This window comes from Microbacterium horticulturae, assembly GCF_029094505.1.
GTDB lineage: Bacteria > Actinomycetota > Actinomycetes > Actinomycetales > Microbacteriaceae > Microbacterium > Microbacterium horticulturae.
Window position 1 is genome coordinate 1,679,054 of sequence record NZ_CP119108.1, and the last position, 14,811, is coordinate 1,693,864.

Sequence of the window (14,811 nt, forward strand, 5' to 3'; positions counted from 1 at the left end):
CGCCCGGCTCATGGTGCGATGGGCATGGGGACGCGGCCTGCGACGATGACGCGCCAACCGCCGTGGTCCCAGTGCAACTCGGACCATGATCCGGTGGGGATGACGGGTTCCTCACCATCGGTGAAGCCGGCGATGAGAGGCTTGATGACCGCGTCGTGGGACACGATGACGACTGCGCGATCATCCTGGAGCACGGAGTCAAGTGCGGGACGGACGCGCGCGACCACGTCCGCCGTGGCCTCGACGCCCGGTGCGGCATCCACAGATCCGAACTCCTCGATCACGGCACGGCGCTCGTGGCCGGTCCACGGTCCGTAATCGCGGTCGTTGAACCGCGGGTCCGGACGGGCGGAGAGATCGAACCGTGCGGCTATCGTCTGTGCGGTGCGCACGGCCCGCTGCAGGGGACTCGAGTAGACCGTCGCGACGTCGGCCGTAGCGAGCACCGCGGCCACTGCTTCGGCCTGCGCGACGCCCACATCGTCCAGCGGAGGGTCGGACAGTCCGCGCAGCCGGTCCTGGGCGTTCAGCGTGGTCCGTCCGTGCCGGACGAGGTACACCGTGGCGGTCATCGTGCTGTTCCTTCCGTGAGTCCGTACGGGATGCCGGGGCAGTCGGCTTCGATCTCGGTGAGGCGGTTGTACTTCGCCACGCGCTCACCACGCGCGGGGGCGCCGGACTTGATCTGGCCGACGCCGGTGCCCACGGCCAGGTCGGCGATGAAATCATCGGTGGTCTCTCCCGAACGGTGCGACACCATGCATCGCATGTTGCGTTCGCGGGCGACGGCAATGGCGTCGAGCGTACCCGTGACGGTTCCGATCTGGTTCGGCTTGATGAGCACCGCGTTGGACCAGCCACGAAGCGCGCCCTCTTCGATGCGGCGCGCGTCGGTGACGTACAGGTCGTCGCCGACGAGCTGTACGCGGTGGCAGGTCGCATCGAACATGAGCCGCCACCCTTCATAGTCATCCTCCGCGAACCCGTCTTCGACGCTGCGCAAGGGGTAGGCATCGAGCAGTCTCTCGTAGTACTCGACCAGCTGCCCGCGGTCGAGCACAGTGCCGTCGATGCGATATCGGCCTTCGCCCTGGGAGAAGCCGTTCGCGGCGGGGTCGATGGCGATCGCCACCTGATCGACGGCCGCGGTCAGCCCCGTGTCGCCGATGGCTGCGACGAGCAGATCGAGGGCCTCGTGCGGGTTTGCCAGGTCGGGAGCGAAGCCGCCCTCGTCGCCGAGTCCCGCGGTGCCGAAGCTCTGCTTCACACGGGCGGCGAGGGCGTGGTAGATCTCGGCGCCCATGCGCACCGCCTCGTCTTCGCTGGCGGCCCCGACCGGAGCGACCATGAACTCCTGGAAGTCCAGCGGGTTCGCCGCATGCGCGCCGCCGTTGAGCACGTTGAAGTGGGGGACCGGCAGTCGCTCGGCGCTGCCGGTCAGTCGGGACAGCCACGCGTGCACGCTCGTGCCGGCAACGTGGGCGAAGGCCCGTGTGGCGGCGATCGAGACGGCGACGACGGCGTTCGCGCCCAGCCGCGCAAGATTCTCGGTGCCGTCCAGATCGATCATTGCCGCGTCGAGGTCGTGCAGAGTGGCCCAAGGGCGCGAAGTCAGCACTTCAGCGAGTTCTCCGGTGACGGATGCCACGGCTTTGTGCACGCCGCGTCCGGAGAATGCGTCCCCGCCGTCACGGAGCTCCACCGCTTCGAACTCACCGGTCGAGGCCCCGGCCGGCGCAGACGCGTCCACGGTCGTCCCGTCGCCGAGTGTCAGGCGCACGGCGACCGTGGGGTATCCGCGCGAGTCGAGGATGTGGCGCGCGGCGACGGCACTGACCGTCACCTTGCTGTCATCGGGCATTGGTGTCTCCTTCTGTGTGGGGATCGTCGCGTCCGCCTCCGTCGCCGGCCTGCGCGAGCCTCGTGCCGAAGACGCGGTCGTACAGGTCGACGCCGTAGCTCGTGGCGAGCGGGGCGCCCGCCTCGAGCCGGTAGCTGCGGGTCCCCGTGGCGTCGCGCGGGGCACGCAGGAACTCGGCGCCGAGTCCGGCGCCCTGGACGGCGTGGGCGAAGTCGTACATGTGGGTGACGTACCGCACGCGCACGCCGGCCTTGACGAGGGCGGATGTCACGTCGAGGGCGATCTGGGATCCTTCGGCCTCGTTGGTGGACGCGAAGGATTCATTGCACAGGAGCAGATCGCCGGGTCGGATGCGGTCGATGAGCCCGCTCATCCGATCGAGTTCTTCGTCGAGCTTTCCGTGTCGCAGTTCGGTGTCCTCCTCACGGGTCCCGTGGGTGAGCACCTGACCGGCAGTCGGGCATGAGAAGTGGGATGCCGCGACGATCCCTCCCGATTGCGCCATCAGCTGTGCGGTGCCCAGCGCCCGGAGGAACGTGGATTTGCCGCCGTGGTTGGCGCCGGTGATGACGAGCAGCCCTCCGTCGTTGAGGGAGAGGTCGTTTCCGACCGGGGCGGTGCCCGCGCGCAGGGCGAGACAGGGGTCGCACAGCGCGGTCGCGGCGCAGCCGGGTTGGTCGGTGACCTCGGGGATGCAGGCGGGCACGCCGAGGTCTTCGAGTGCGGCGCGCAGGTTGGCGACGCCCTGGTAGAAGGCGAGCTCGATGCGCAGCTGGCGGAAGAAGTCGAGCACATGCTCGGTGGATTCGTGCACGGCGGCGGAGACATCGGCGACGCTGCGGGCGCGCAGGTCGGCGAGGGCGTTGAAGCCGGCTTCGTCGCGTTCGGGGATCGTGAACGCGAACCGGGGCTTGCGCAGGGGAGTGCGGTCGAAGAACCCCTGATTGGCGCGTTTGCCGCGCCGAAGGATCTGCCGGGTCACCTGACCGTCACCTCCGACACGGGCGCTCATGAGCATGCCTGGGCCGAACTCGAGCTCTGTGAGCTGACCCCGCATCCGCTGCATATAGGCGTCGTCGAGTTCGCGGGCGACGATCGCGAAAAGTTCCCGGAATGCTGCGGATCGGAACGCGTCGGTGACCTCGGCGCACAGGGTGCGGAGCGTGTCGAGGCGGTCGGCGAGCTGGACGAGCATCCGCACGGAGTGGGAGAGCGTGATCTCCGGGCGCCCGCGCACGGGCATCATCAGGATGCCGCGGCGCACCGCCAGCGCGTCCATCGCCACCGCGTACAGGCCGGCGACGGCATCCGGGTTCTGGAGAACGTCGCGCAGGGCATCCTGCCGGTACGCGACTGTTTCGGGGCTGGTCGCCGGTCGCAGGGTCGCGGCGCGTGCCACCGCGCGCAGGAATCCATCGCCGGCGCCCATCGCGTCCCAGAGGAAGTCGAGTTCGAGGTCGCGGCGCAGGTCATCCCCCGTGTCGGGTTCCTCGGCGTCAGGGTCGAAGTCCCAATCTGGGTCGAGCAGCCTGACCTTCATCGCTCCTGCCCCTTCCGCGCGCTCATCCGTTCGGTGATCTGCGGGCCGGTCAACCCGTGCCGGGCTGCCAGGGCGCGCGCGTATGCGCGGCCGTCGGCTTCTCGCCGTTCGACACGGAAGGTGCGGACGGCTGCGTCGTGCGGGTCGACGGTGCTGACCATCGAAACCGTGCGCTCGTCTAGCCGGGACAGTTCGTCGATGAATGTGACGCAGATCGCGATAGCGTCCACATCGAGGATGCGGTGCAGCACGTCGCGGGTGAGGATGCGGGCATCCTGCAGCGCGGTCGAGGAGAACACCTCGTTCAGCACCAGTACACAGTTCCCGGTTGCCTGTGTGAGGAGCTCATGCATTCGCTGGATTTCAGCGCCCAGGCGTCCCTCCAACTCGTCCAGCTGCTCCTCGCGTTCGAATGCGGTGAGCACACGGTCGCACAGGAACACCCGCACCTGCCGTCCCGGGACGGGGCACCCGATTCCGGCCAGATGGTGAAGCTGTCCGAACGCCCGGGCGGTCGTCGACTTGCCGCCCTGATTCGGACCGGAGACGATGATGACCCGCTCGCCGGCAGTCAGGCGGATGTCGTTGCGCACCACCGGCTCGCCGTCGGCGGCCAGACGCGTGGCCAGGGCGACGTCGAAGGTGTCGCGGGCATCCAGCTCCTTGGTTCCGGCCGAGACCGTGGGGGAGCAGAACGGAAGACCGGCCGCCTGCAGCGGAGCGATGTGCTCGAGCCAGGCCAGGTAGAACCAGACTTCGGCGGCGAACTGCTGCACGATCTCGTCCCGGTAGCTCTCCGTGCTCGCCGTGAACCGCCGCAGCCGTTCGAACGGGCCCGGATGCACGAGGGCGGCCTTCTCCAGCACCCACGCCTGTACGTGATCCAGCCCCGGGTCGCGGAACGTCTCAGCGGCGAACTCGGGGTCGCCCGAGCGGAACCGCGCGAACGTGTCGAGCACTGCCTCGCGGAGATCGTCCTCACCGTCGGTGGGGGCGACGATCACCTTGCCGCCGCGGATCAGCACGTTGTAGTCCAGCGCGTCGAGCTCATCGCGGCATCCCTGCGCCTCCCGCTCCAGCTGGGCGAACTCCGCCGAGGCGCGGTAAGCGGCAAGATGGTCGGCCAGTCCCGTCAACGCCACCGAGCCGGCCGCTGACGCGCTCCCGGACAGGCAGTCGACGAGGCCGGTGACGGCACCCACGTAGCGCCGCACCGCCTCCAGCCGCCACAACTCGCCTTCGAACGGGTAGTGGGCATGCGCCGCGCCGGCATCGGCCACATCAGAACGGTCCATCTCCTGCAGGAACGCCTTCACGCCATTCCGAAGAGGATCGTCATCGAGCGCCGCGAAGACCTCCTGCCGATAAGAGACTTCCGCCTCGTCCGCGCAGAGGGTGCGGAATGCATCTGCGGCAGCAGGAGCACGCTTGATCAGCCGGTCAAGCACCTGGTCAAGGGCGAGGTCGTGAAGCGCAGCGTCAGACGTGCGGCGCTCTCGGGCAAGCCGTCGATCGCCGGGCGTGAGAACGCTTCGAAAGACCGTGTCGGTGCGCGAAGCACCGGGGGAAATGACAGGCACCCGTGACTCCTCTCGTCACAGGTGCCATCAGCGCTCTTGCGGTTCGGGCAGATGCCCCGGCGGACTCCATCGCCGTTGTCTTCAGGATCCCACACTCCAGCGGGCCCGGCAACGGGTGCGTCTGCGCGGAGGCTCGTCCCCACAGATGAGAGTCCTCTCAGACCGCGCCGATCCTCAGCCGGCTTACATAACGACTTTGTAACGTCGAAGAGATGTCAGGTTCCTCACGACTTTCCTCGCTGGACGGACTGCGCGGCGCTGCGGCGCTCATCGTGGTGGTTCACCACTGCTTCCTGGTCTCGCCCGCGTTCGCCGCGGCCTACTACGGCGGCGAGACCGGTGACTCGCCGTTGCGCCTGGCATTGATCTACAGCCCGCTGCACCTGCTGTGGGGCGGCGCCGAGGCTGTGGTCGTCTTCTTCGTGCTCTCGGGCTTCGTGCTGGCCCGCGGCATCCGGTCGTCGTCGTTCGACTGGTTCGCGTACTTTCCGTCGCGCGTGCTGCGGCTGTATGTGCCGGTCGCCGGTGCCGTGGTCCTCGGGTTCGTCCTCCTGCTGGTGCCGCATGCGGGCGGTCCTGACAGCCCGTGGCTGCAGCGCGATGCCTCGGACTACGACCTCGGGAGCATGCTGCAGGATCTGACGCTCGTCGGCGGCACGAGCGGCGTCGTCTCGCCGCTGTGGTCCCTGCGCTGGGAAGTGATCTTCTCGCTGCTGCTGCCGGTCATCGCCTACGCGGCACGGGTGATCCCCGCGTGGCTGTTCGGCGTGCTGTGCATCGTCCTGTCGGCGGTGGGTGCCGGGCAGGAGAGCGCAGCGATGCAGTACCTGCCGATCTTCGGGGTCGGTGTGGCGCTCGAAGGGGAGTGGGGGCGCATCGAACGACTGATCGGCGGACTGTCGCGCTGGGGCCGCACTGTGTTGTGGGGCGGGATGCTGCCGCTCGCCGTCGTCCTGCTCAGCATGCGGTGGCTGCTGCCGCCGTCGCTCGACCATTCCGTGCTCGTCGCGGCCGCGCAGGCGCCGATCGTGCTGGGCGCCGCGCTGCTGGTGGTGATGGCGGCGCAGTGGGCGCCGCTGTCGAGCTTGCTCTCGTGGCGGCCGATCGGGTGGCTGGGAACTATCTCGTTCAGCCTGTACCTCGTCCATGAGCCGTTCGTGCTCCTGATGGCCAGTGCGACCGGGGCGTCGCGCTGGACGCTTCTGACGGCGGTGCCGCTCGCCCTCGTAGCGGCCTGGCTCTTCTGGCGGGTGGTGGAGCGACCCGCGCACAAGCTTTCGCGCGGCGTGCGCGAACGCGCCCGCGAGAAGAAGACCGTCATGGTCGAGAATCCGCCGGCCGTGGTTCCCGAGCGCGAGCGTGAGCTTATCCGCATGTGAGGCCGCGGCATCCCTCCACCGGTGACGCAGTAGGCTCGGCCCATGGCCCACCTCGTGCTCACCGTGGTCGGAGATGACCGCGCCGGTCTCGTGCAGTCGCTCGCCGATGTGATCGCCGCGCACGGCGGCAACTGGGAACGCAGCGAACTCGCCGAGCTCGCCGGAGCGTTTGCGGGGATCGTGCTCGTCGAGGTGCCCGACGACCACCGTGCGGCCCTCGTCGAGGGGCTTCAGGGGCTTGATCAGCTGTTGCACATCACTCCGTACACGGGCAGCGAACCGGCGGTGCCGCCGCCAGGTGACCATGTCACCTTCACCGTGCTGGGTAACGACCGGCCGGGCATCGTGCGCGACATCACGCAGGTGCTCGTCGGCGGCGGACTGACCATCGATCGCTTCACGAGCAGAACGGTGGATGCCCCCATGTCGGGCGGTGAACTGTTCGAGGCGACGGTGAGCGCCCGTGCGCGCGCCGGCGATGCGGTCACCGACGCCGTCGCCGAGCTCGAGCAGCTGGCGGGCGAGATCCAGGTCGACCTCACCCTCGACTGAGCGCGACGCCCGTCGCCGATAGACTCGGGTGGTGACCACTCCATCCGACGGCTTCGCTCTTTTCCCCGACCGCTCCGTCGTCGCCATGCGTGTCAATGGCGACCTGAAGGACCTCGCGACACAGGTCACCGAGACGGACACCGTCGAGCCGGTCACGATCGACAGCGCCGACGGGCTGAACATCCTGCGGCACTCGGCCGCGCACGTGCTCGCACAGGCCGTGCAGCGGATCAAACCGCAGACCAACCTCGGCATCGGCCCGCCTGTCACCGACGGGTTCTACTACGACTTCGGCACTCCCGAGCCGTTCACCCCCGACGATCTCAAAGCCATCGACAAGGAGATGCAGCGCATCATCCGTGAGGGACAGCGCTTCGTGCGCCGGGTCGTGACGGAAGAGGATGCGCGGGCCGAGCTCGCGCACGAGCCGTTCAAGCTCGAGCTCATCGGCCTGGCCGGCGGACCGGGATCGGGTGCGCACGCAGCCGAGGGCGCGTCGGTCGAGATCGGCGCGGGCGAGCTGACGATCTACGACAACGTCAACCGCGACGGCGAGACGGTCTGGAAGGACCTCTGCCGCGGCCCGCACCTGCCGAACACCCGCCTCATCGGCAACGGCTGGGCGCTGCAGCGTGTCGCCGGCGCGTACTGGCGCGGCAGCGAGAAGAACCCGCAGCTGCAGCGCATCTACGGCACCGCCTGGCCGACGAAGGATGAGCTGCGCGCCTACAAGCAGCGCCTCGAAGAGGCCGCCAAGCGCGACCACCGCAAGCTCGGCAAGGAACTCGACCTGTTCTCGTTCCCCGACGAGATCGGCTCGGGCCTGTCGGTGTGGCACCCGCGCGGCGGCGTCATCCGCCAGGAGATGGAGCAGCACGCGCTGCGTCGCCACCGCGAGGCCGGGTACACCTACGTGTACACGCCGCACATCACGAAGAAGGACCTCTTCCTCGAGTCGAACCACCTCGTCACGTACAAGGAAGGCATGTTCCCGCCGATCCGCCTCGACGAGGAGCGCGACGAGAACGGTGAGATCACCAAGGCCGGCATCGACTACTACCTGAAGCCGATGAACTGCCCGATGCACATCCTCATCTACCGCGAGCGCGCGCGCAGCTACCGCGACCTGCCGATGCGGCTGTATGAGAACGGCACCGTGTACCGGTACGAGCTCTCGGGTGCGCTGCACGGGCTGACCCGTGTACGCGGCTTCACCCAGGATGACTCGCACCTGTTCGTCACTCCTGACCAGCTCGAAGACGAAGCGACCAACGTGCTCGAGTTCGTGCTCTCGATGCTGCGCGACTTCGGCCTGACCGAGTTCGAGCTGGAGCTTTCGATGCGCGACGACGAGAAGTCGAAGTGGATCGGCGACGAAGAGCACTGGGCGATGGCCACCGACGCGCTGCGGCGTGTTGCGCAGGCGTCCGGTCTCAAACTCACCGAGGTACCCGGCGAGGCGGCCTTCTACGGGCCGAAGATCGACCTGAAGACGAAGGATGCCCTCGGCCGCACCTGGCAGCTGGCCACGGTGCAGCTCGACTTCAACCTGCCCGAGCGCTTCGAGCTCGAGTACACCGGCCCCGACGGCGAGAAGCACCGCCCGGTGATGATCCACCGGGCGCTGTTCGGTTCGATCGAGCGCTTCTTCGCGATCCTGCTCGAGCACTACGCGGGGGCGTTCCCCGTGTGGCTCGCGCCCGTGCAGGTCGTCGGCATCCCGGTCGCCGAAGAGTACGCCGACTACCTCGACGAGATCGTCGCGCGGCTGAAAGCCGACGGCGTGCGCGCCGAGGTCGACCACAGCGACGACCGCATGCAGAAGAAGATCCGCACGCACACGACGCAGAAGGTCCCGCTCCAGCTCATCGCCGGCGAGCAGGACCGCGCCGCGGGCGCTGTGTCGTTCCGCTTCCGCGACGGCTCGCAGCGCAACGGCGTTCCGGTCGACGAGGCGGTGCGCCTCATCCGCCAGGCGATCGACACGAAGGCGCTGGTCGACACCGACGAGGACCTGGCATGACCGACGGGGATGCCACGGCCGGCGGCATCCCGGATCTCGTCGCCGCGAGCGAGCTGCCCGGTGTGCCCGACGAGTTCCAGCGGCTGTGGACGCCGCACCGGATGGCCTACATCCAGGCCGGCGCCGACGCTATGCGCGCCGCGTGCCCGTTCTGCGCGGCGCCCGAGAGGTCTGATGAGCAGGGGCTCATCGTGCATCGCGGTGAGCACGCCTACGCGCTGTTGAACCTCTTTCCCTACAACTCGGGCCATCTGCTCGTGTGCCCGTACCGTCACATCGCCACATACGACCAGGCGACCGACGAAGAGGTCGCCGAGATCGGCGCTATCACGCAGCACGCGATGGCTGTGCTGCGGGGAGTGTCGAAGTGCGACGGCTTCAACATCGGCATGAACCAGGGGCGGGTGGCAGGGGCCGGCGTCGACGAGCATCTGCACCAGCACATCGTGCCGCGGTGGGAGACCGACGCGAACTTCTTCCCGATCATCGCGCGGACGAAGGCGCTGCCGCAGCTTCTGGGCGAAGTGCGGCAGGCTGTCGCCGACGCGTGGTGAGCGACCGGCGTTCGCTCAACATGCTGGATCGGTGTTTTCGGGCGTCATCCGAGCCAGGGCATGCGATCCAGCATGTCGACGACACGGCTTACGTCGGGCTCAGCGCACCTGCGTGACCTCGAACTGCAAGGCCGGGTGGGCGTAGAACTCCTGTGCCTCGACGAGCTGCAGCTCGCGCTTGCCCGACTCGTGGGTGAGACGCAGTAGGTCCCAGACGCTCGACGTCGTGCGGGCCAGGGCCTCGGCGGCGCTGCCCGTGGCACGGTAGTGGGCCGTGAACAGGGCGGCGGTCACGTCTCCTGAGCCGTTCGCCTTCAACGGCAGGAGCGGCGTCTGCACGATCCAGGCACCGGCGTCGTCGACGGCCAGCATCTCGATGGTGCCCTCAGGCCTGTCGGGACGCTCGACGCTGGTGACCAGCACGGTGCGGGGACCGATCGCGCGGGCCGCGTCGACAGAGGCGAGCGTGGACTCGAGATCGGCCGGCTCGGTACGGGTGAGGTAGCCGAGCTCGAACTGGTTCGGCGTGATGATGTCGGCGGCGGGCACGACGCGGTCGCGCAGCAGGTCGGGAATGGCCGGGGCGACGAAGCAGCCCGACCTGGCGTTGCCCATCACCGGATCGCAGGCGTACACAGCGTTCGGGTTCGCGGCCTTCACGCGAGCGACGGCATCGAGGATCACGTCGGCGATGCCCTCGCCGCCCTGGTAGCCGCTGAGCACCACGTCGATCTCGTCGAGCACTCCGCGCTCTTCGACGCCCGTGATGACGTCGCGCACGTCGTCGGGGCTGATCATCGGGCCGCGCCAGGCGCCGTAGCCGGTGTGGTTCGAGAAGTTCACGGTGTAGACAGGCAGCACCTCGACGCCGATCCGCTGGAGCGGGAAGACGGCGGCCGAGTTGCCGACGTGACCGTAGGCGACGGCGGACTGGATGGAGAGGATGTTCACCGGTCGATCATCCCACCTTCGAAACGGCGGCCGTGACGGCGGCGCTCAGATCGGCGGCCAGCTGATCGGCATCGGCATCGTCGAGGTCGTGCACCGTCAGCCGGAGATGATGGGATGCCGCGTCCGTCAGGGCGAAGTCGTCTCCGAGTCGCGCGAGCCAGCCGCGCCGCATGAGCTGCTCGCCCACGTCGCGCGCGGGCGCGGGGGTGCGGATCCACACGTTGAGTCCGTCGCTGGATGCCGCGACCGGCGCCGGCGCGTCGTGACCGTGCGCGGCGAGCCGGTCGAGGAACGCAGCGTTGCGCTGCGCGTAGTGCCGGCCGGCGGCGTCGATCTGTGCCCGCACGTCGGGGTCGGCCAGGAGCGCGGCTGCCAGTCGCTGCAGCAGATGGCTGACCCACGTGGTGCCGGGGCTCAGCCGCAGCGACAGGCGCTCTGCGGTCGTGGGATCGGACGCCACGACCGCCAGGCACATGTCAGGTCCGAGGAACTTCGACACGGAGCGGACGAGGGCGAATCGGCGATGGTCCGGCGGCACGATGCTGTGGAAGCGCTGCTGGGAGAGCAGTGAGAAATGATCGTCCTCGATCACGAGCGCATAGGGGTGAGCGCGCAGAACGTCGCGCAGCGCCGCGGCGCGCTCGGTCGACAGGCTGGCGCCCGTCGGGTTCTGCGCACGTGGCGTGCAGATGACGGCCCGGGCCCCGGCATCCATCGCCTCCTGCAGGCCCTCCACGGTCATGCCGTGCTCATCGACCGGGACCGGAATCGTGCGGTATCCGCCCAGGCGCGCGGTCTGGATGCCCGCGAGCCAGCAGGGGTCTTCCAGCGCGACCGCGTCGTCGCGGGTGAGTGCCTGGGCGAGCAGGCGTTCGACGGCGTCGACGGCGCCGCTTGTGACGGTGAGCCGCAGGTCGTGCGCGGGCAGATCTCGTGAGGTCCAGTCACGCGCCCACTCTTCGAGCGCCTCGTCGATGACCGGTTCGCCGTACAGCACCGGACGCCCCACGACCGCGGTCAGCGCCGCGGACGGGTCGGGGATGAGGCGCGGATCGGGGTTGCCGGTGCCCACGTCGCGCAGCACGCTGTCGGCGGCGAAGCCCTCCTGCGGCGTGCGCGTGTGGTCGACGATGCGGGTTCCGCCGCGGCCGTGCGTCTGAGCGATACCGGCCTGCACGAGCTGCCGATAGGCGGAGACGACGGTGTTGCGGTTGACGGTCAGCCGCTCGGCCAGCGTGCGCACCGGCGGCAGGGGATCTCCTGCCGCGATGCGGCCGTGGTCGTGCAGCTCACGGATGCTCTCGGCGATCTCGACGGCCGTCGATCCGGTGATGCGGGGCTCCATGTCACCTCCTTCGACGACTGTACGCGAACGTGCTAGTTTTTGGCCTAGGCCAATGATCGGCATTGGCCGGATGAACGTGAGGAAGCCATCGTGTCGGACGGAACCACCGGGGGCGCGCGCGTCAAGCGCGGCCTGGCCGAGATGCTCAAGGGCGGCGTGATCATGGATGTGGTCACCGCCGATCAGGCGAAGATCGCAGAGGATGCCGGTGCGGTCGCCGTCATGGCACTGGAGCGGGTGCCGGCCGACATCCGTGCGCAGGGCGGTGTGGCACGCATGAGCGACCCCGACCTCATCGACCAGATCATCGACGCCGTGTCGATCCCCGTCATGGCCAAGGCCCGCATCGGCCACTTCGTCGAGGCGCAGGTGCTGCAAGAGCTCGGCGTCGACTACATCGACGAGTCGGAGGTGCTCTCGCCGGCCGACTACGTGAACCACATCGACAAGTGGGGCTTCACGGTGCCCTTCGTCTGCGGTGCGACGAACCTGGGCGAGGCGCTGCGCCGCATCACCGAGGGTGCGGCCATGATCCGTTCCAAGGGCGAGGCAGGCACGGGCGACGTGTCGGAGGCCACCAAGCACATCCGTCAGATCACGGGGGAGATCAACGCCCTGCGCTCGAAGACGAAGGATGAACTGTACGTCGCCGCCAAGGAGCTGCAGGCACCGTACGAGCTGGTCGCCGAGGTCGCCGAAACCGGCACGCTGCCGGTCGTGCTCTTCGTCGCCGGTGGCGTCGCGACGCCGGCAGATGCCGCGATGATGATGCAGCTGGGCGCGGACGGCGTCTTCGTCGGCTCGGGCATCTTCAAGTCGGGCGACCCCGCGGCGCGCGCGGCGGCCATCGTGAAGGCGACCACGTTCTTCGACGATGCGAAGGTCGTCGCAGAGGTCTCGCGCGGCCTCGGTGAGGCCATGGTCGGCATCAACGTCGCCGACCTGGCGGCACCGCACCGCCTCGCCGACCGTGGCTGGTAGCCCTCGGGTCGGCGTCCTCGCGCTGCAGGGCGACGTGCGCGAGCACGTGCGCGTGCTGACCGGGCTGGGCGCCGAGGTCGTGCCGGTGCGCCGTCCCGAAGAACTGGACCGGGTCGCCGGCATCGTGCTGCCCGGCGGCGAGTCGAGCGTGATCGACAAGCTGTCACGCATCTTCGGGCTGCGTGACCCGTTGCGCAAGGCGATCGCCGCCGGGCTGCCGGTGTACGGCACGTGCGCGGGGATGATCCTGCTGGCCGATCGGATCGTCGACGGCATCGAGGGACAGCAGACCTTCGGCGGCATTGATGTGACCGTGCGCCGCAACGCGTTCGGTGGCCAGCTCGAGTCGTTCGAGACCGAACTGGCGGTGCCGGTGCTGGGCGAGCCTCCCGTGCACTCCGTGTTCATCCGTGCGCCGATCGTCGAGGAGGTGGGGCCGGCGGCCGAGCCGTTGGCGACCCTGCCAGACGGGCGCGTCGTCGCCGTGGCGCAGGGCGCGCTGATGGCCACGTCGTTCCATCCGGAGATGAGCGGCGAAGACCGGTTCCACCGGAGGTTCCTCGATATCGTGGCCTCATGACGGCATGGGTGGCGCTGCTGCGCGGGGTCAACGTCGGCGGCGTCACGATCCGCAGCACTGAGCTGGCGGAGCTCTTTCGGTCGTTGGGCCTGGACGGCGTCCGGACGGTGCTCGCGAGCGGGAACGTGGTCTTCGAGATGGATGCCGCACCCGACGCGCGCGAGGAGCTCAAGGGTCGGATCGAGCGGGCGCTGCGGGACCGCTTCGGCTACGACGCGTGGATCGTGCTCGTGACGGCGCAGGAGCTGGCGGATGCCGCCGACGCGTTCCCCTTCGATGCGACGGATACCGCCCGACAGCCCTACGTGATCTTCTGCTCCGACGAAGCGATGCGTGACGAGCTGCTGGCGGCCGCGGCATCCCTCGACGCGACCGATGATCCGGTCGCCCCCGGGGTCGGCGTGATCTTCTGGAACCCCGAGAAGGGCCGCTCCGTCGACACCGCGTTCGCCCGGGTCCTGGCGAAGACGCGATTCAAGGCGAGCACGACGACACGCAACCTGCGGACGGTGCGGAAGCTGCTCGGCTGATCACGCGATAGCGTGACGGAATGCGTCTGCCCTTGGGAAGCGTCGATGTCAGTGCCAGCGGCGGAACGGCGGTGCTGCTGGGCAGGCGTGGCGAGCCGTGGCCGCGCATCGCGACACGAGAGCTGAGTCCCGAAGAGGCGCTGGATCGGGTCGGTGCGGAATTCGCGACCGGACGCGTCGCACCGGGATTCGCGGCCTCCGTGCCGTCGGCGGAAGGGTGCCGCTTCACCCCCGGCCAAGACATCCTGTGGCGGTACGGACGTCATCTCGAAGCGGTGCGGGTCGTGCGGGACGACGATCGGGGACTGGTGGTCTGGATTCCGCCGGGGTCAGAGCGGCTGGAATCCGTTCCCGCTGATGGGCGCCGCACCCGGGACGTGCCGATGGCCGAGCGGTTCAGCGTTCCGTGGGTGATCCGTGCGGCGCACTGGACCGGGCCCGGTCTGGTGCGCGTCGCGCCGACCGGCAAGCCGTGGTCGGTGTGGTTCTTCCGCCGTGACGACGGCACTCCGACCGGTGCGTACGTGAACCTGGAGCTCCCGCACCGACGAGATGCGGGAGGGGTCTACTCGCGCGATCTCGTGATGGATCTGTGGGTGGATGCCGGACACGCCGGGAGTGAGGACGTGTGGCTCAAAGATGCCGATGAGCTCGAAGCCACCGTTGCGCAGGGCCGTTACACGGCCGAGCAGGCAGAGGCCATCCGGTGCCTCGCCGATCTGGCGGGCCGCGATCTCGTCGCACCCGGAGGGTGGCCGCTTGACGAGGATTGGGGCCGGTGGACGCCCTCGCCCGAGCTGGACGTGCCCGTGCGCCTGCCGGATTCCGAAGAGGTACGCGCCGCACGTCGGCGGTCGGGGCGGGTCAGCGGCGAGGGCTGACCCGCGACGATCTTGACGGTGCGAAAGAGGACCGGCCGAGAGTCCGTACACTGG

The 14,811-nt window shown here is 68.9% G+C and carries 14 protein-coding genes and 1 riboswitch; of the genes, 8 read left to right on the top strand and 6 right to left on the bottom strand.

The genetic code is table 11. The features are described from left to right. Positions 1-8: 8 nt before the first annotated feature. The 4 genes from PU630_RS08015 to PU630_RS08030 are packed head-to-tail and all read right to left on the bottom strand — an operon-like array spanning position 9 to position 4,981. Positions 9-572 (bottom strand): histidine phosphatase family protein, encoded by a 564-nt coding sequence (locus PU630_RS08015; protein WP_275279838.1) that lies wholly within the window; start codon positions 570-572, stop codon positions 9-11. Beyond that, complete coding sequence (eno, locus tag PU630_RS08020; protein WP_275279839.1) at positions 569-1,861, bottom strand: phosphopyruvate hydratase; 1,293 nt, start codon at positions 1,859-1,861, stop codon at positions 569-571. Before eno ends, PU630_RS08015 begins: the two co-directional genes overlap by 4 nt. Beyond that, positions 1,851-3,401: a MutS-related protein gene (locus PU630_RS08025; protein WP_275279840.1), complete on the bottom strand. Its 1,551-nt coding sequence runs from the start codon at positions 3,399-3,401 to the stop codon at positions 1,851-1,853. The genes eno and PU630_RS08025 overlap by 11 nt, the downstream gene beginning before the upstream one ends. Next, on the bottom strand, positions 3,398-4,981 hold the full coding sequence (locus PU630_RS08030; protein ID WP_275279841.1) for a MutS-related protein: 1,584 nt from the start codon (positions 4,979-4,981) through the stop codon (positions 3,398-3,400). Before PU630_RS08030 ends, PU630_RS08025 begins: the two co-directional genes overlap by 4 nt. 11 nt (positions 4,982-4,992) lie before the next feature. After that, a riboswitch (Fluoride riboswitch) is annotated at positions 4,993-5,064 on the bottom strand. 129 nt (positions 5,065-5,193) lie between these two features. On the opposite strand from PU630_RS08030, the gene PU630_RS08035 reads away from it, so the two are divergent. The 4 genes from PU630_RS08035 to PU630_RS08050 all read left to right on the top strand — a co-directional run bounded on the left by PU630_RS08035 (position 5,194) and on the right by PU630_RS08050 (position 9,489). Further along, positions 5,194-6,360 carry an acyltransferase family protein gene (locus PU630_RS08035; protein WP_275279843.1) on the top strand — a complete coding sequence of 389 codons (1,167 nt, stop codon included), beginning with the start codon at positions 5,194-5,196 and terminating at the stop codon, positions 6,358-6,360. Between the two features lie 42 nt (positions 6,361-6,402). Further along, positions 6,403-6,912 carry a glycine cleavage system transcriptional repressor gene (locus PU630_RS08040; protein WP_275279844.1) on the top strand — a complete coding sequence of 170 codons (510 nt, stop codon included), beginning with the start codon at positions 6,403-6,405 and terminating at the stop codon, positions 6,910-6,912. Positions 6,913-6,997: 85 nt separating this feature from the next. Continuing rightward, the gene (gene thrS / locus PU630_RS08045) at positions 6,998-8,935 is read left to right on the top strand and encodes a threonine--tRNA ligase (protein ID WP_275280054.1); all 1,938 of its coding nucleotides are present in this window, start codon (positions 6,998-7,000) and stop codon (positions 8,933-8,935) included. Beyond that, positions 8,932-9,489, top strand: coding sequence for an HIT family protein (locus PU630_RS08050; RefSeq protein WP_275279845.1), 558 nt, complete (start codon positions 8,932-8,934; stop codon positions 9,487-9,489). Before thrS ends, PU630_RS08050 begins: the two co-directional genes overlap by 4 nt. A 99-nt stretch (positions 9,490-9,588) precedes the next feature. On the opposite strand, the gene pdxY is transcribed toward PU630_RS08050, so the two are convergent. Then, complete coding sequence (gene pdxY / locus PU630_RS08055; RefSeq protein WP_275279846.1) at positions 9,589-10,440, bottom strand: pyridoxal kinase PdxY; 852 nt, start codon at positions 10,438-10,440, stop codon at positions 9,589-9,591. A gap of 7 nt (positions 10,441-10,447) precedes the next feature. After that, positions 10,448-11,785 (bottom strand): aminotransferase class I/II-fold pyridoxal phosphate-dependent enzyme, encoded by a 1,338-nt coding sequence (locus PU630_RS08060; protein WP_275279847.1) that lies wholly within the window; start codon positions 11,783-11,785, stop codon positions 10,448-10,450. 141 nt (positions 11,786-11,926) lie between these two features. Here PU630_RS08060 and pdxS point away from each other — a divergent pair, with 141 nt between their 5' ends. From pdxS to PU630_RS08080, 4 genes are read left to right on the top strand one after another with little or no spacing between them, the layout of a single operon-like run. After that, a complete protein-coding gene (pdxS, locus tag PU630_RS08065; RefSeq protein WP_428982002.1) occupies positions 11,927-12,766 on the top strand; it encodes a pyridoxal 5'-phosphate synthase lyase subunit PdxS in 840 nt (279 codons plus the stop codon). Continuing rightward, on the top strand, positions 12,756-13,346 hold the full coding sequence (gene pdxT / locus PU630_RS08070) for a pyridoxal 5'-phosphate synthase glutaminase subunit PdxT (RefSeq protein WP_275279849.1): 591 nt from the start codon (positions 12,756-12,758) through the stop codon (positions 13,344-13,346). Before pdxS ends, pdxT begins: the two co-directional genes overlap by 11 nt. Next, a complete protein-coding gene (locus PU630_RS08075; protein WP_275279850.1) occupies positions 13,343-13,876 on the top strand; it encodes a DUF1697 domain-containing protein in 534 nt (177 codons plus the stop codon). The genes pdxT and PU630_RS08075 overlap by 4 nt, the downstream gene beginning before the upstream one ends. Positions 13,877-13,896: 20 nt before the next feature. Next, positions 13,897-14,757, top strand: a complete 861-nt coding sequence (locus PU630_RS08080; protein WP_275279851.1) for a ribonuclease FAU-1 family protein — start codon at positions 13,897-13,899, stop codon at positions 14,755-14,757. Positions 14,758-14,811 lie beyond the last annotated feature (54 nt).

Bases quoted from the DNA above. Each gene is read 5' to 3' on its own strand.
- PU630_RS08015 (WP_275279838.1), bottom strand. From the start codon at position 572: ATGACCGCCACGGTGTACCTCGTCCGGCACGGACGGACCACGCTGAAC.
- eno (WP_275279839.1), bottom strand. From the start codon at position 1,861: ATGCCCGATGACAGCAAGGTGACGGTCAGTGCCGTCGCCGCGCGCCAC.
- PU630_RS08025 (WP_275279840.1), bottom strand. From the start codon at position 3,401: ATGAAGGTCAGGCTGCTCGACCCAGATTGGGACTTCGACCCTGACGCC.
- PU630_RS08035 (WP_275279843.1), top strand. From the start codon at position 5,194: ATGTCAGGTTCCTCACGACTTTCCTCGCTGGACGGACTGCGCGGCGCT.
- PU630_RS08040 (WP_275279844.1), top strand. From the start codon at position 6,403: ATGGCCCACCTCGTGCTCACCGTGGTCGGAGATGACCGCGCCGGTCTC.
- thrS (WP_275280054.1), top strand. From the start codon at position 6,998: ATGCGTGTCAATGGCGACCTGAAGGACCTCGCGACACAGGTCACCGAG.
- PU630_RS08050 (WP_275279845.1), top strand. From the start codon at position 8,932: ATGACCGACGGGGATGCCACGGCCGGCGGCATCCCGGATCTCGTCGCC.
- PU630_RS08060 (WP_275279847.1), bottom strand. From the start codon at position 11,785: ATGGAGCCCCGCATCACCGGATCGACGGCCGTCGAGATCGCCGAGAGC.
- pdxS (WP_428982002.1), top strand. From the start codon at position 11,927: ATGCTCAAGGGCGGCGTGATCATGGATGTGGTCACCGCCGATCAGGCG.
- PU630_RS08075 (WP_275279850.1), top strand. From the start codon at position 13,343: ATGACGGCATGGGTGGCGCTGCTGCGCGGGGTCAACGTCGGCGGCGTC.
- PU630_RS08080 (WP_275279851.1), top strand. From the start codon at position 13,897: ATGCGTCTGCCCTTGGGAAGCGTCGATGTCAGTGCCAGCGGCGGAACG.